This window comes from Cyanobacteria bacterium FACHB-DQ100 (assembly GCA_014695195.1).
Classification (GTDB): domain Bacteria; phylum Cyanobacteriota; class Cyanobacteriia; order Leptolyngbyales; family Leptolyngbyaceae; genus Leptolyngbya.
In genome coordinates this window covers 1-15,365 of sequence record JACJNW010000044.1, presented here as the reverse complement: position 1 = coordinate 15,365, position 15,365 = coordinate 1, and the positions used below count along the sequence as shown (strand labels likewise).

10 protein-coding genes are annotated in these 15,365 nt (G+C 47.5%); 8 read left to right on the top strand and 2 right to left on the bottom strand.

What is annotated here, in order from left to right; all coding sequences use genetic code 11:
- Positions 1–4: 4 nt before the first annotated feature.
- Genes H6F51_25035 through H6F51_25020 form a run of 4 tightly spaced genes read left to right on the top strand, consistent with a single transcriptional unit; the run spans position 5 to position 3,610 of the window.
- Positions 5–886, top strand: a complete 882-nt coding sequence (locus H6F51_25035) for a GNAT family N-acetyltransferase (protein ID MBD1825738.1) — start codon at positions 5–7, stop codon at positions 884–886.
- The gene (locus H6F51_25030) at positions 883–1,659 is read left to right on the top strand and encodes a hypothetical protein (GenBank protein ID MBD1825737.1); all 777 of its coding nucleotides are present in this window, start codon (positions 883–885) and stop codon (positions 1,657–1,659) included. Before H6F51_25035 ends, H6F51_25030 begins: the two co-directional genes overlap by 4 nt.
- Positions 1,660–1,664: 5 nt before the next feature.
- Positions 1,665–2,552 (top strand): GNAT family N-acetyltransferase, encoded by an 888-nt coding sequence (locus H6F51_25025; GenBank protein MBD1825736.1) that lies wholly within the window; start codon positions 1,665–1,667, stop codon positions 2,550–2,552.
- The gene (locus tag H6F51_25020; protein ID MBD1825735.1) at positions 2,549–3,610 is read left to right on the top strand and encodes a cupin-like domain-containing protein; all 1,062 of its coding nucleotides are present in this window, start codon (positions 2,549–2,551) and stop codon (positions 3,608–3,610) included. Before H6F51_25025 ends, H6F51_25020 begins: the two co-directional genes overlap by 4 nt.
- A 68-nt stretch (positions 3,611–3,678) precedes the next feature.
- On the opposite strand, the gene H6F51_25015 is transcribed toward H6F51_25020, so the two are convergent.
- Entirely contained in the window at positions 3,679–4,668 is a 990-nt protein-coding gene (locus H6F51_25015) for a cyclic nucleotide-binding domain-containing protein (protein MBD1825734.1), read from the bottom strand.
- 337 nt (positions 4,669–5,005) lie between these two features.
- Positions 5,006–6,691, bottom strand: coding sequence for a ShlB/FhaC/HecB family hemolysin secretion/activation protein (locus H6F51_25010; GenBank protein MBD1825733.1), 1,686 nt, complete (start codon positions 6,689–6,691; stop codon positions 5,006–5,008).
- A gap of 403 nt (positions 6,692–7,094) precedes the next feature.
- On the opposite strand from H6F51_25010, the gene H6F51_25005 reads away from it, so the two are divergent.
- From H6F51_25005 to H6F51_24990, 4 genes are all read left to right on the top strand, one after another.
- Positions 7,095–10,991, top strand: a complete 3,897-nt coding sequence (locus tag H6F51_25005; protein MBD1825732.1) for a CHAT domain-containing protein — start codon at positions 7,095–7,097, stop codon at positions 10,989–10,991.
- 165 nt (positions 10,992–11,156) lie between these two features.
- Positions 11,157–11,927 (top strand): DUF928 domain-containing protein, encoded by a 771-nt coding sequence (locus H6F51_25000; protein ID MBD1825731.1) that lies wholly within the window; start codon positions 11,157–11,159, stop codon positions 11,925–11,927.
- A 106-nt stretch (positions 11,928–12,033) separates the two neighbouring features.
- Positions 12,034–12,813 carry an MBL fold metallo-hydrolase gene (locus H6F51_24995; protein MBD1825730.1) on the top strand — a complete coding sequence of 260 codons (780 nt, stop codon included), beginning with the start codon at positions 12,034–12,036 and terminating at the stop codon, positions 12,811–12,813.
- A 28-nt stretch (positions 12,814–12,841) separates the two neighbouring features.
- Complete coding sequence (locus tag H6F51_24990) at positions 12,842–15,115, top strand: adenylate/guanylate cyclase domain-containing protein (protein MBD1825729.1); 2,274 nt, start codon at positions 12,842–12,844, stop codon at positions 15,113–15,115.
- The last annotated feature ends 250 nt before the right edge of the window (positions 15,116–15,365 follow it).

The window sequence follows — 15,365 nt, the reverse complement described above, 5'->3', positions numbered from 1 at the left end:
AACCATGATTACCTTTGAATCATTAAACTTGTTTTCTGCACCTCCGTTTCGGACGATGACTTTCCCGAAGTTCCAGGCAATGCTGCAAAGCGTCGGCTTAGGTCGTCAGATGATCGCGATCGGTGCCAGCGAGAATAATCAACCTGCTGGACTGATTCTTGCAGAGATTCAAGCACAGTCCGCAAAAATTCTTTCTCTGTTTGTCAAAGCTGAGTATCGCAATCAAGGTATTGCCACTCGATTAATCGATCGCATCGAGCAAGCCTTAATCAGCCTCGGTTGTCAGGAAACTTACTTAGTTTATGCAGCGGGTAAGCAAACGGCTAAAGCACTAGAACGAGTTTTAGAAAAATGTGGTTGGGCTGATCCTGAACCTCGAATGCTGATTTGTCGTTGTACTCCTCAAGCGATGCAGCAAGCATCTTGGGTACAACGAGCGGTTTTACCACGATCGTTTGAGATTTTTCCTTGGATGGAACTAACTTTAGCAGACCGAGCCGCATTGTTAAACGCGGATTGGTATCCCTCTAGCTTGAGTCCGTTTGAGTATGAAGCCTCAATGGAACCCCTCAATAGTTTAGGATTACGCTATCAAGGCGAAGTCGTCGGTTGGATGATCACTCAGCGGCTTTGCCTCGATACACTTTGTTATAGCTGCAGCTACATTCGTCCCGATTTGCGGCAACGCGGGCGAATCATTCCCCTCTATGCCGAAGCCATCAACCGCCATTGCACTCGACCTGATATTCCAAATGCGTCTTGGGTTGTGCCTTATATCCACCCAGGAATGGTGCAGTTTGTAAGACATCGCATGGCGGACTATATCACTTCAATGGATGAATATCGTCGATCGACAAAAACCTTCCCCGCACTCGTTGCTATATGATCACACTGAATTCCGAAGTTGTTCAATCCATCAACATTCTGACAGCATCAGACTGTGCGCGGGTGAGGCAAACGATCGTAGCACTCCGATCACATTGGATTCAACGCCATCCGGTCGCACCGTTTTATACACTTGGGGCATCCAACTATTACGACATTGCCAACAATCCAGAGTGTCCTTATGGTCGCATTGCGGCTGAAGCGAATCCTGTTTTACAGAATCATTTAGGCTGGCTCTACGACCAACTCGCCCAGACACTTTCTCAGGTGCTACAAGCCCCAGTTTGCTACCCGGAGAGCTTTGCCCTTCCAGGGTTTCACATTTTTGAATCGTTTCCTGGATTTGAGCAACCGCAAGCATTGCTGCATGACGAATGGTTTCAGCAACGATATAATCCTAATGTGATTGCTACGCCGATTCACTGTGATACGCCGCATTTATTGTTTAACTGGGGTGCGTCCTATAGTGACATTGACTTCAATCATCCGATTTCGTTTACCCTAGCGATCGCACTTCCCCAAAACGGTGCTGGAATGTATGTGTGGGATTTGCATCGCAGCGAAACGCTGGGTCTGTCTCAAGAGAAAGTTCGCAACCTTTTAGACACACGAGATAAACAGCTCTATCGGTATCAGATTGGTGATGCGGCTGTGCATTCTGGATATTACTATCACCAAGTTGCACCCTTTTGGCAGGCTCAACCGAATGATGTCAGAATCACGCTGCAAGGACACGGCTTAAAGTGTCGCGGCATTTGGCAACTGTATTGGTGATTGATATGCTGACTCTAGAGCGCCTGAATTCGATCACAGCCCTTCCTTATCAAGCCTTTACCTTTCCTGCATTCCGATCGCACCTACAATGCCTGGAAACCTCCTGCATTGCTGTCGGAGCGGCGAAAGATGGTTATCCGGTTGGGCTAATTCTGGCAGAACTTTCAGCAGACTTAAAGCGAGCAGAAGTGCGATCTATTTTTGTGACGCAATCTGCCCGAAATCAAGGCATTGGAACCGCACTGCTCGGAGCGCTGGAACAGTCTCTAGCCGATCAAGGTTGTGCTGAAGTTCAGCTTGTCTACATGACTGGGAAACCTTCGGCTTCGATTCTGGAACGATTGTTAGAGAAATTTCATTGGACAGCCCCGCAAACGCGAATGCTTGTGGGACGCTCGACGATTGATCGAATTGCTCAAGCGCCCTGGATGGCTCAATCTCATCTGCCTGCAACCTTCACAATTTTTCCCTGGGCTCAACTCACGCATGAAGAGCGATCGTACTTACAACACCAACAAACCACCGCCACTTGGATTCCCTCCGATCTTGCCCCTTTAGAACAAGAACCGATCGAATCGCTCAATAGCTTAGGAGTCCGTTATCAAGGAACTATCGTGGGCTGGGTCATCACGCATCGCTTAAACCCAGATACAATCCGCTACACCTGTAGCTTTATTCGGGCGGATTTTCAGCGTCGAGGGCGAATCATTCCGCTTTATGTTGAAGCGATTCGACGACAAGCGCAAGCAGGAATTCGCAACGGAATTTGGACAGTTCCGCTTCGTCATACTGCCATGTTTAATTTTGTGCAAAATCGGATGGCTCCTTATATGACCTCGATCGCACTAACAAAAGGAGCTACAAAATCACTCAGTTCGGAGCAGTCAGGATGAAAACGCTAGACAACATTGAACGAATTTCCGCGCTTTCAGTGCAAGTGTTTGAACAAGACTATCTTCTCAAACAGAAACCTGTCGTTCTCACCGATTTGTTTGCATCGGATGCAATGAATGAATTGAGAACGATCGAGAGTGCCAAAATCTACCTAAGCTCAATGCCGTTAGAAGTCCAGGAAGAGTTTACTTCGTCAGTTCTCAAAACCTCGATTTTGCTGGATCAGCGTGAAAAGAAGCTTTGGTCATTTCAACAGTATCTTGACTATATTGAAGCTAATCCAGACACTCGCTTAATGGCGACAGAAGGACTGACTCCGCCTGAGATCCGACAACGCTTCGATTTCCCGGACTATGCTCGAATCAATGGAGATGAGACTTTCTCTGATGTTGCATCGCTGCTGTTTCTTGGGAATGCGGGTAACTATGCTCATCTCCACTTTGACGGGGATTATCGTCAGGTGTTGCTTCATCAAGTATTTGGCACAAAGCGGGTGATTCTGATTCCTGCGAACCAAGCGCAGAAGCTTAGTCCCATCGGCAATTTTAGTAATGTTTTTCTAGAAAACTTCTCTGAATCCGACAAAACTGCTTTTGTTCACTATGCAAACGGCTATGATTTTCTACTTTATCCGGGTGAAACCGTGTTTATGCCTGCTGGCATTTGGCATTACTTAGAATACTGCGAGACGGGAATGTCGTTTAGCGTGCGCTTTGGTCGAACCGAGCAACTTCGATTTTTTGGAGATAAACTTCACGCTAATTTTTACTTACAGAACATTGCAACTCATTTCATCGCTCAACAGCATCCAGCAATCTTCGAGGAGATTCAGTCTGCTTATCACAAGATTTACCCAACGCCTGTTGCTAAAGCACAAGCCCTACAAGCCTTGTTTGAATTGATTTATAGTCGGTTGTGTTCAACGAGCATTCAAAAGATGTATGCGTTCACCAATTTCGATGCAATCAATGAAAGCCTTTTACAAGCGGAAGCACAGCGTTTGTATCCTTCCCCCGTCTCCATTCAATCTTTGCTGATGGGTTGGAGTGGTTTCTAAGCTCATTGATCGTTAACGTGAAAGAATGTGAGCATGGCGGTAGAGACGGCTCTACCATCCCTCACTTCTCACCGACGGAGTTGCTGAATAATCCAGTCAAAGCGAGTCCCTGCGATCGCAGTGCCCTCAAGAATATCCAAATCAAGTTCGTCTTCTTCGAGTTCTTCAGCATCTTGTGCGATTGCGGCAGAGGCAATGCCGCTCCGAATTAGCAGATCTTGACAGCGACTCGACAGAACTTGTGCGGTTGCCTGATAGAACCGTCCTGCAAACGCTGCATCTTCTTGAAGTTTCATGGCAAGTTGAGCCTGCGAGATCCGGAGCACCCAGGTTTCATCTACCGCTCTAACGCTCGCTGAAGCAACTCCGCCATCGACAAACGATATCTCTCCCAAAATATCGCCTTTCCCCCGCTTCGCCAGTTCTCGTGTTTGACCTGCGATCGAAATATCAATGCCAACCGTGCCATCAAGCAGTAAATACACGGCGGGCACAGGCTGACCTTGCTGAATCAAGATTGTGCCTGCTGTTGATTTTTCAGCACTGCCATTTGCCATCATCCAAGCAATATCCGCATCATTCAGCGTTGCAAAAAACATCAGAACTTTGCGGAGCGGTTCTCCTTCTCGAATCTGCCGATGTACCAAAGATGTACTCAAATCGCGCAGGTATTCAGACAAGTTGATGGCGAGGAGTTGATAAAAACGGGCAGCAAATCCACGATCGCGACTCAACTCGGTCTTAAGTCTTGCTTTTGGAATGGCTAACACCTCTGACGATTGCTCTGCAAGAATGCTGATCAGCGCAGGTTGATCGCTCAGTAAGCTTGTTGCTCCTGCAAGTTCGCCGACTGAAAATAATTCAGAATGCTCATAGTTCGCCCAAGATGCAGCGAGTTGACCTGTCAGACGCAGAAAGATGTGATCGATCGCTGTGCCGCTTTGGATCAACAGCGTGTTGGGTGCGTAAGTCGATCGATGCGAGAACTGAATCAAGGCTTCTAAATCCTGATCGTGCAGGATACGAAGCACCGGGAGAGATGAAGTGAGTTGGTTCACGATGATCTAGAGCAGTAAGTTTTTGGATGAGTAATGTTAGTTTTCAGGCTTCTGAGGTCTTCATAATACCCGGATTGATAAATTTTGAATCGCTTGATTTGGCTCAAGGCAATTCCAATGTATCTGAAGCTGATATTCCGCTTTTCTTGAATCTCGTCAATGATAAACCTACTCAATTTGGCATTGCTGAATGCAAGTATGGTTTGCCCTCATCCCCAACCCTTCTCCCTAAGGAGAAGGGAGCTAGAAACCTCTTGTTCCCTCTCCCTGGGGAGAGGGCTAGGGTGAGGGCGAATCCGAAATTCATACTCAAATTCAGCAATGCCCTCAATTTAAGTCAAAAACGATAACCCACACTAAAGGTAAATCCTTGGTCTTGAGCATTGTTTCCACGATCGCTGAGTTTGACAAAGGGCACTGCATAATCTGCTCGAATCGTTAAACGCGGAATCGGCTCCAAAATCAGCCCAATTCCGCCTGATGATAAAAAACGTTGACTTGGCAACAGATTCGGATTGTCTGAGCAATTCCAAACTGTGCCAAAATCCACAAATGGAACGAGTTGTAGAACTGGAAGTCCTGCTGCATTCCGTTGAACGGTGATGCGGTCTTCAACTGAAACTCGAAACCCGTTATCTCCCGATCGCGCATTCTGACGAAAGCCGCGAATCGTTTGTCCGCCCCCGATGATAAATTGCTGTGAAGGCAGCAAACTATCCGGTGATAGTTGAATTGCTGCTTGAGCAATCAAAAGATGATCATTGCTCAATCGCTGAACGCGTTGAACTTGTCCGAGCCAGCTAAAAAATCGCCCGTCTGGAATCGGGGAGTCGTTTACGGTCGCGTTAAAAACATTTAGACCGAAGTTGAATTGCGATCGCAGTACCCAAGCCCCTCGCGGATCGCGGCGCACATAGTCCTGCCCGAACTGCAAAACTCTAGTCCGACTGTTGCCTTCTGCATCCGCACCAATCCCAAATGGAAAAGGCGTATCTTGAAACAAGAAGGTTTGCCCATCCTGAACAGTGAAGCCGAGCGAGAGCGCTAGTTCCTCACGCGGCGATCGGATCAAGGGCTGTCGATAGCTAATTTCATGGAGAGCCGTGTTGCTGCGAATCCCAAATGCAGAAAAGTTGGGAGCAATAATCTTGCCTCGACTTGGTGCAATTCTTAACTGAACTACACCATTCATTGCATTTACAGGCAGTTGATAGCTAAAGTCGAACGAATTTGAGCCGCCTTGTGCTGTGCGATAGTAAGATGCACTCAATTCGTCACCAGAGCGAGCTAAGTTTCGATAGCTTACAGTCGTACTGAATCGTTCAGATCCGACGCTTGCTGGAGAAAAGTTGTCTGCACCAATAAAGGCTTGAAGTTGTGCTGCTTCTTTGATTTGTATTGTTAAGATGCTTTGTCCAAGGTTCTCGTCAGGTTTGAGGCTCGCTTCTACGGTTTCAAATAATGGATCAGCTTTGAGTAATTGCAGTTGATCTTCTAAATGATTTTTGTTGAATGGCGGCTTTGTTCCAATTTGTAAGCGATCGCGGACATACTGTTCACGTAAATGCTGTAAACCTCGAACCTCAATGGTCTCGATCGATCCTTCAATGACTCGAATCTGAACAACGCCTTCTTTGATGGTCTGATCAACAAGAATTGCTCTAGAGGTAATGAATCCACGCTCTAGATAAAGCTGTGTGATCCCATCTGCAACCGATTGCAAGTCTTCTACGGTGGCGGATTTGCCTTCGATCGACTGAGTAATGCGCTGTATCTCCTCAGGCTTAAGCACTGTGCTACCTTGCACTTCAATTCGACGCACCAGAACTTTAGACGATTCTGGAGTTGTTTCGTTCGTTGGAGTGGGTGCGGGTTGCTGATTGTTAGGTAAAGCCTGTGGTAACGGGTTTGTTGCTGGTAGCGCCTGTGCTAGAAGATAACTTGAGATAGATTCTGCTGAAGCAGGACGAATCGACCATAAGCTCAACAGCGTACTAAACAAGAAAAGCTGACACCGTACCATAGAAGCCTCATATATAATCCAGAGAAACACACCGGGATTGTTGGATTCGGCTTTCAAGATACTCGGAAAACTGATAATTGGCGCACTTTTCCTTGATTCTCAGGAGAGGCAGCGATCGACTGCAATTTCAAGGGCATTCAACAGTAAAATATCCAGAATTCCTTTAACTCTGCGTCTTAGTTCTAAGCGTTTCTACGGTTGCTCTCCCATCTGCTAACCCTCCTTAATATCTGTCATTATGGCTCTCGCTACACACGAAAGCTGTATCTAGCTTCGCTGTGAAACAACTCTAGCTCTACAGGAACACTGAGCGACAGTTGCGATCGCAGTTTGGTTGCCTGCCCAGAGTCGCTTGTCCTGATTATCGATAAAGCCGATGATTGCTTATTACTCCAGCTTCCTGATGACTGTCCTGAAAAAACTTCCGTTCGCGATCGCACTCATTGGTGTAGCGGGTCTAAGCCAGACTGCAACGGCTCAAATTGTTCCAACCGGAGGAACAATTTCAACACTCAACGGCAATCGATTTGATATTACTGGGGGAGCGCGATCGACGGATGGCGCGAACCTGTTTCACAGTTTCACCCAGTTTGGGTTGAATCAGAACCAGATTGCCAACTTTCTCTCTGATCCCACGATTCAGAATATTTTGGCGGGTGTGAACGGGAGCAATCCATCCATCATTAATGGATGGATTCAAGTGACAGGCGGCAACTCTAATCTCTTTTTGATGAATCCGTCTGGTATTCTCTTTGGCAATACGGCTTCGCTCAATGTTCCGGGTTCTTTTACTGCGACGACTGCTCCGGGAATCGGTTTTGGGGGAAACTGGCTCAGTGCAACCACCACGAACTATTCAGCCTTAAACGGCAATCCTGATGCTTTTGCCTTTCCCTTTGCGTTGAGTGGCGCGATCGTCAACACCGGAAATCTCACGGTTCCCAATGGAAATCTGACGCTGCTTGGGGGAACTGTCATTAGCACTGGCACGCTCGCGGCTCCGAATGGACAATTGTTAGCCGCCGCAGTTCCAGAACGATCGCTGGTTCGCCTCAATCCAACTGGAAGTTCTCTCAGCTTGGAAGTTGCTCCACCGCTTGTCTTTGCTGCTCCATCGGTTGCCACGCTTCCGCAACTGCTAACTGGCGGAACGGGCACGAATGCAACCCAATTGTTAGTCAATCAAAATGGAGAAGTTGAACTAACCGGATCAGGATTACGGATTGGAAATGGTGATGTTGCTGCGAGAACTCTTACTGCTAAAACTGCAACTCTATCTGCTGATCAAACGCTTACCTTGTTTGAAAGCCAGTTTCAAACGACTGGAAATCTCAACCTCTTTGCGAATGATACTGTCAGAGTGCGAGACAGTGTGACCAATCCGGTACTGATCCGATCGCAAGGTGATCTCTGGGTTCGCGGCAACCAAGGAATTGATATTCTGGCACTCAATCATCTTCAACAAACGCCCTTTGTCAGTGGTGGCAACCTGACTCTGATGAGTGATGGCATCATCTCTGGAGATGCTCATTTTGCCGGTCGAGGGAACTTCACACTGCAAACTCTCAGCGGTAATCCGGGAACATTCCTGAGCTTGTACGATCCGATCATTAGTGCAAATGGAGATGTCTCTTTCGGAGATTACACCGGAGCCTCTCTCAAAGTCGAAGCGACAGGCAGCATTAGAGGCGGCAACATTACAATCGCTCAGCCCGATGTGGGGCTTACTGGATCTGATCCAGATATTGAAATTCTTAGCACTCGTCCTGCTGTCATTCTTCGAGCAGGCTTAAGCACACTTGCGAATCCGGTTAGTAGTTTCCCGGTGACAGCGGAAACCTCAACTTTCGAGCAGAACGCGCCAACCACTCCTGCGAATGTCAGCGTTGGCAATATTAGAACAGGACTGTTTTTTAGCTCTACTTCTCTAGATACGGTAATCATTCAAGCTCCCGGCACGGTCACTACAGGGGCGATCGATACCTCTGCAAATACCACGATCGATGCACTTGGTGGCGGGGTGAATATTAGTGCAGGCGGAGATATTGTGACAGGTGCGATCGACACTTCTGCGGTGAGTGCTTTCTATACCAACATTACGGTCGGTGGAGCCGTGAGCTTGACCTCCACTAACGGAAACATCACCTTTGAAAGTATTAACACTCGCGCAATATCCGGAGGTGGTTTTTTTGGAGGCGGGGAGCGACCACCGATAGAAGGGGAACTACCAACAGAAGGGGAACTACCGATAGAAGGGGAACTACCAATAGAAGGGGAACTACCAATAGAAGGGGAACCACCGACATCAGGAATTGGAGGCAGTGTTCAACTCTTTGCGCTAAATGGTACTGTTCGAGGAACTAAATTCGTGCCCCTGTTTCCAGGAGACACAATTCATACACAGTCCAATGCGTCGAGTGGAATCGTCGAAATTCGTCATGATGGTGGCATTTCCAATGCTCCGTTTGTGGTTGGAGATGCTGCAACAAATGGAACCGCAGGCGCAATCACAACCGATACTACAATCTCGCCGACAACTGCCTTCGGAACAGTTGGATCAGTCACTCAAGGTAATGTGACATTCACGTTTAAAAATGATGCACCGACTCTCAGCGCAAACACAACACTGTTCCCGGTTGAATCAGGACAGTCAATTACTTTTACAACTCGCGATCTCGCTCCCCTAGTCACAGATGTCGATCGTGATGCAACAACATTGTTTCTGAACCTTCCGCCCGGAGCAACTTTGAGAATCAATGGCGTTCCAGTCCAAGGGTCAACCGTGCAAATCTCCGCAGATCCTCAAACTCCTCAAACCTTTGAATACACTCCTCCGTCTGGAACAACAGGCAGCTTTTCAGCCTTTACGCTTACTGCATCCGATGCTGTCGCGACCTCTAACCCTGTGACTGTGCAAGCGACGGTTACAGCCGCACCAATTCCTCAACCGGATACTCCAACTGAGCCGAGCAATCCACCACAAGAAGCCCCAAAACCCAATATTGACCCGGATGAGTTTGAACAGGAATCAGAGGAGAGTTTAGATGAAATTCCCACGGTGAGTAGTTCAGACTCGTTAGAAGTTGCTCCCTTCATGAGTGAAATTGATGAGGAGGTTTCACAAGGGTTTGAGGATTATTTAGAACTCGATGAAGTTGAACCGAAAGAGCTACCAGATGTCCGATCGGATCTTTCAGATGTAGAAACCAATACTGGCATTAAGCCTGCATTAGTTTACGCCTTGTTTGTACCCAGCGATATTTCTCAAGCGGAATCAACAAGCCGCTCTCAGGCTGATCGCGATCGCGACCAGCTAGAACTGTTTATTGTCACCGCAAAGGGCGCTCCGATTCGCAAGCGAATTCCTGGAGCAACGCGCAGCACAGTGGTCAAACTCGCCCGACAGTTTCAAAAAGAAGTCTCCGATCGCAATCGAGTCCGCACGACAACTTACCTTGCTCCAGCACAACAACTTTACCAATGGTTGATTGCACCACTAGAAGCTGAGTTTAAGCGCCGCGACATTCAAAGCTTAGTGTTCATCACCGATGCAGGACTGCGATCGCTGCCCTTTGCTGCCTTGCATGATGGCACGGGCTTCTTGATCGAGCGTTACAGTTTGGGATTGATGCCGAGTATCAGTCTCACCGACACTCGCTATAGCGACATTAGAAAATCTGAAATTTTGGCGATGGGGGCATCGCAGTTTCCTCAAACCGATCAAGCTCCTTTGCCTGCTGTCCCGCTCGAAATTAACACCGTAACGATGCTGTGGCGCGGAAGAGGCTTTTTGAACACTGCATTCACGCTAGAAAACCTGAAATCTCAACGAAACAGCAATCCTTATGGAATTATTCATCTTGCAACTCATGCCGAATTTCAACCCGGCACACTAAAAAATTCTTATATCCAACTCTCGGACACAAAGCTCCGGCTCGATCAAATCCGACAACTCGGTTGGAACAAGCCACCCGTTGAACTGCTGGTCTTGAGTGCTTGCCAAACGGCGTTAGGCGATGAAGACGCAGAACTGGGTTTCGCAGGTCTCGCTGTTAAATCTGGGGTCAAAACAGCAATGGCAAGTCTTTGGTCGGTCGATGATCAAGGAACATTAGAGTTAATGACAAAGTTTTACCAAGCTTTAAAGACCTCACCGATCAAAGCAGAAGCACTCCGACAAGCACAGCTTCAACTTCTAAAAGAAAAAGACAGCTTACGTTCTGATGAGTCGGCAACGAAACAAACATTCTCTCATCCCTACTACTGGTCGAGTTTTACGATGATTGGAAGTCCTTGGTGAAGGATGCCATAGCTCACGATCGCTTCGATCGTCCTGCGAGATTTCCACAGTCTTGGGCTTGCTGAAGTTCTAACCTGGGTAGCCTTCGCGATGACCTTTAATTGCAGTCCTTTCTAGGATGACAGCAGCGCTCTACTTGTTCGCAATTCGTCACAAAATTAACCTATGAAACTGTTTCGATCTTTCTTCATGATTCCATTGGCGCTTGGAGCATTCTCGGTTCCAACCGTTGCTGCTCCAACTCAGACGCGATCGTCGCAACTGTCCACTCCGACTCTGATTGCCCAAGCATTTAAACCACCAAAGCGCGGTGCGCCGAAGACTACAGCAGGTGGAGCGACGCGAGGACAGTGTGATGCAAGCCGCAAGAGCCTGACTCCCTTACTGCCCAAAGATAAGTTTGGCTTGACTATCTCAGACCGTCCCACGCTGTTTTGGTCACTACCTCAAGCGGTGAGCGGCACTGCTCAACTCACGATTCTGGGTGACAAAGAAAGTCGTGTGGTGTATGAAACGACGATCGCACTCCCAAAAACGGCAGGCATTTTTCAGTTCACTTTGCCGCCGGATGCTCCCGCGCTCGAAGTGGGTCAGCAGTATCGCTGGTTTCTGAGTATCAACTGTAAGGTAGACGGCACAGGCAACGAAATCAGCGTCGATGGTTGGATTGAGCGAATTGCAGCCAATCCAGAACTCACCAAAGCACTGAAAACAGCAACTCCGAGAGAACAGGTCAGGCTCTACGCAGAAGCAGGAATCTGGCACGAAGCCGTAACGATACTCGCTGCATTACGCTTGAGGCAACCGAGCGATCTTAGGCTGAACATGAGTTGGAGAGAGTTGCTGCGATCGGTCGACCTTTCTGCTGTGATGTCTGAACCCTTGGTTAATACTTGTCAATCTATGGTTAACAGTCATCAATCTACCCAACGTTAGTGTAGCTTTTTAGCGCTTGAACGTTGTTCTAGTGAAGACTAGCAACATTCAAGTCTTGCAATGCTGATTGCTGCCTGAATTTTAGATGCCCCATGTTGCTTTTACTATGCCAAACCTACTATTTCTCGGATCAGGATCAGCATTCACGGTTGGCGGAGATAACTTTCACTCCAATATGCTCTTAACGAGCGATCGCGGACGAAAACTTTTGATTGACTGCGGCTCTGATATTCGCTTTTCACTCTATGCGGCGGGACTGTCTTATCTAGAGATTACTGATATTTTTATTAGCCATCTGCACGCTGATCACGCAGGCGGACTAGAGTTTATCGGCATGACGCGGCGATTTGATCCACGCTGCGATCGTGCCAATCTTTATCTCAGCAAAGATATCGCGAGTGAACTTTGGGACAGAACCTTATCCGGTGGAATGCGATCGATTGATCAAGATATTGCAACACTGGACACTTACTTTACAGTTCATCGCATTGGTAAAGGAGAAGGGTTCATGTGGGAAGGAATTCGATTTGAACTCGTACGCATGATTCATGTCGATACAGGATTTTATGTCATGCCGAGCTACGGTTTATTCTTTGAAGTTCAGGGCGTAAAAGTCTTTATCTCAGGAGATTCACAGCTTTGTTTACAGCAGAACTATCCGTTTTATGAGCAAGCTGACCTGATTTTTCATGATTGTGAAACTGCGATCGCTCGAACTCCGGTTCATGCTCATTACAGCGACCTGATCGCATTACCAGAACGTCTTCGCCGCAAGATCTGGCTATATGGTTATCAACCTGGACTTTTGCCTGATGCTCAAAAAGATGGATTTTTAGGGTTTGTTCGACGAGGACAACGATTTGAGTTATCTCTAATTACGGCTTAACATTAAAGCACTAGGATCAAACGCGATGATTTGGACGAGATTAAAACGACAACTCTGGCATTGGCGCGGTGTAGTGATTGCAGTCCCCAGCGTAACGACTCTAGTGCTTGGATTGCGGTTTCTGGGGGCACTGCAAATGTTAGAACTTGCAATGCTCGATCAGTTCTTCTTGTTGCGTCCGTCCGAGTCGAGAGAGTCTCGGATTGTAATTGTCGAAATCACAGAGCAGGATCTACGCAACATCAAGCGGACGCAACTCTCAGATGCAATGCTCGCTCAGGTCTTGACGAACATTCGGAATCAGAAGCCGCGAGCGATCGGCTTAGATATCTATCGGGATCTGCCTGTTGAACAAGGGCTACAGAAGCTCAATCAAGTGTTCTTAACCACTCCAAATCTAGTTGGAGTTCAGAAGGTTGCTGAAAGCGTCGATAGTTCTGCGGTGGCACCACCGCCGATTCTGAAGCAGCGCGATCAAGTCGGCGCGAATGACTTACCGATCGATGGAGATGGCAAGATTCGCCGCAGTTTGCTTTATTTGGATGATCCAGCAGGCAATACGGTGTTTAGTTTTAGCTTTAAGCTGGCTTTGCTCTATTTGGAAAATCAAGGTATCCAGCCCGAACTGACTCCAGATGAGAAAGTCAAGCTAGGTCAGGCAATTTTTCCCAGTTTCGCTTCAGATGATGGTGGATATCAACGAGCAGAAGCGGGAGGATATCAAGTTTTGCTCAACTATCGCGGGCAGATTCAGCAGTTTCCAACGATTTCGTTGACTGAGGTATTACGGAATCGCATCCCGACTAAGTTGATGCACGATCGCATTGTATTAATCGGCAGTACGGCTGAGAGTCTCAAGGATTTGTTCTACACGCCTTATAGTAGCAGTTTGCTCACTGCGCCCAAACGCACGCCAGGTGTGGTGATTCATGCTAACGCAATTAGCCAAATTCTGAGTGCTGCACTGGAAAAGCGATCGCTGATTCACACTTGGAACGAGCTACTTGAGATCGCTTGGATCATTAGTTGGGCGGGTCTAGGGGCGCTTTTGATCTGGTGCAATCGATCGACCAATCAATCCTCTAAACTGAGCGATCGATATCGTTTAAGTTTGATTATCGCAAGCATTCTCACGGCTGGAGGCGGGTTAGTGTTTGTGGGCTATGCTGCATTTTTACAGGGACTCTGGATTCCAGTGGTACCGCCTTTGATAGCTTTGACGGGTTCAGCAATGTTTGTGACTTCTTATATTGCTAGAACTGCGGCAGAGATTCGTAAAACCTTTGGTCGCTACTTAACTGATCAAGTTGTCGCCAGTTTGCTCGAAAATCCGGAGGGGCTGAAAATTGGCGGAGAACGGCGAAAGATTACGATTTTGACCTCGGACTTACGCGGCTTCACCGCAACTGCCGAACAACTTCCACCCGAAGAGGTCGTGAAGATTCTAAACATTTATCTCGCTGCAATGACCGATGTGATCACAGCTTATCAAGGCACGATCGATGAATTCATGGGGGATGGCATCTTAGTCTTGTTTGGTGCGCCAACGCTCCGAGCTGATGATAGCGAAAGAGCGATCGCTTGTGCCATTGCGATGCAGCAAGCCTTGATCCCGGTGAACGAAAAACTTCAACAACTGGGCTGGTCAGCTTTAGAAATGGGCATTGGGATTCATACCGGGGAGGTTGTGGTTGGTAATATCGGCTCAGAAAAGCGCACGAAGTACAGCGTGATTGGGAGCCATGTGAATTTAACCTATCGGATTGAATCTTTTACGATCGGCGGACAGATTCTGATTTCAGAATCAACTGCACAGGAAGTCAGCGATGCTCTCGTGTTTCGAGAAGTGCAGCAGGTGCAAGCGAAAGGCATTAAGCATCCGATTACAGTTTATGATGTGAGTGCAATTCGGGGAACTTACAACTTAGCTCTGCCAGAACGCCAAGAGTCCCTAGTTTCACTGCCCCGATCGATTCCGCTTCAATATGCCGTTTTAGACGGTAAACAGATTAATGGCACTTGGTTTAAGGGAGCTTTGATCCAGCTTTCTGAACGGGGTGGAGAAATTCAGATCGCCGACCTCAATCCGGAGACATTTCCCGCAGTGCAAACCAATCTCAAGCTTAATCTTTTTCTACCAGATGAACCAGCTTTTGCTGAGGAAGATATTTATGTGAAAGTCCTGAAAGTTTCATTGGACACAGGACTAATTCAGGTTTATTTCACAGCAAGGAGTCCTCACGTGAAGCTTCATCTAGAACAATTCTTTACTCTGAGTCTGCAACAAAGCCACACCTGTTAACCGTCGCGATTGCTATAGCAATCCTAATTGACTCGTGAAAAAATGCCATACAGTTGAAGCTTGGGGAAACTAAACACCTGTTGATGCAGGACAAACTCAAATAATTACTTGATCAGTGCAAAGGAAGTGGGGAGGAAAATCCGATAGTGTGTCAGTCTGATGTGGGATGATATCTTGAGAGTGGTTTCAGGTGAGAATTGCTCTATGGACTGTCCGCTCTGTGGTCACATCAAACCTCATAAGCATGGCA

What these genes read in the sequence shown, in the direction of transcription:
- H6F51_25000 (MBD1825731.1), top strand. Translation starts at nt 11,157, where the DNA reads ATGAAACTGTTTCGATCTTTCTTCATGATTCCATTGGCGCTTGGAGCA.
- H6F51_25020 (MBD1825735.1), top strand. Translation starts at nt 2,549, where the DNA reads ATGAAAACGCTAGACAACATTGAACGAATTTCCGCGCTTTCAGTGCAA.
- H6F51_25030 (MBD1825737.1), top strand. Translation starts at nt 883, where the DNA reads ATGATCACACTGAATTCCGAAGTTGTTCAATCCATCAACATTCTGACA.
- H6F51_25035 (MBD1825738.1), top strand. Translation starts at nt 5, where the DNA reads ATGATTACCTTTGAATCATTAAACTTGTTTTCTGCACCTCCGTTTCGG.
- H6F51_25010 (MBD1825733.1), bottom strand. Translation starts at nt 6,691, where the DNA reads ATGGTACGGTGTCAGCTTTTCTTGTTTAGTACGCTGTTGAGCTTATGG.
- H6F51_25025 (MBD1825736.1), top strand. Translation starts at nt 1,665, where the DNA reads ATGCTGACTCTAGAGCGCCTGAATTCGATCACAGCCCTTCCTTATCAA.
- H6F51_24995 (MBD1825730.1), top strand. Translation starts at nt 12,034, where the DNA reads ATGCCAAACCTACTATTTCTCGGATCAGGATCAGCATTCACGGTTGGC.
- H6F51_25005 (MBD1825732.1), top strand. Translation starts at nt 7,095, where the DNA reads ATGACTGTCCTGAAAAAACTTCCGTTCGCGATCGCACTCATTGGTGTA.